Source organism: Alteromonas sp. S167, from assembly GCF_036864375.1.
Lineage (GTDB): Bacteria > Pseudomonadota > Gammaproteobacteria > Enterobacterales > Alteromonadaceae > Alteromonas.
Genome location: NZ_JAZETR010000039.1, coordinates 1 through 574 on the forward strand (window position 1 = coordinate 1; position 574 = coordinate 574).

The 574-nt window shown below is 54.2% G+C and carries 1 rRNA gene; it reads left to right on the forward strand.

Annotated features, from left to right (window positions below):
- A 23S ribosomal RNA gene (locus V7R35_RS17835) occupies positions 1-574 on the forward strand; the annotation flags it as partial.

Consider the following 574-nt stretch of genomic DNA (forward strand, 5'->3'; position numbering starts at 1 on the left):
TTGTGGACAGTGTCTGGTGGGTAGTTTGACTGGGGCGGTCTCCTCCCAAATAGTAACGGAGGAGCACGAAGGTTAGCTAATCACGGTCGGACATCGTGAGGTTAGTGCAATGGCATAAGCTAGCTTAACTGCGAGACAGACACGTCGAGCAGGTACGAAAGTAGGTCATAGTGATCCGGTGGTTCTGTATGGAAGGGCCATCGCTCAACGGATAAAAGGTACTCCGGGGATAACAGGCTGATACCGCCCAAGAGTTCATATCGACGGCGGTGTTTGGCACCTCGATGTCGGCTCATCACATCCTGGGGCTGAAGTCGGTCCCAAGGGTATGGCTGTTCGCCATTTAAAGTGGTACGCGAGCTGGGTTTAGAACGTCGTGAGACAGTTCGGTCCCTATCTGGTGTGGGCGTTGGATGATTGATGGGAGCTGCTCCTAGTACGAGAGGACCGGAGTGGACGAACCGCTGGTGTTCGGGTTGTCATGCCAATGGCATTGCCCGGTAGCTATGTTCGGAACGGATAACCGCTGAAAGCATCTAAGCGGGAAGCCGGCCCAAAGATGAGTCATCCCTGA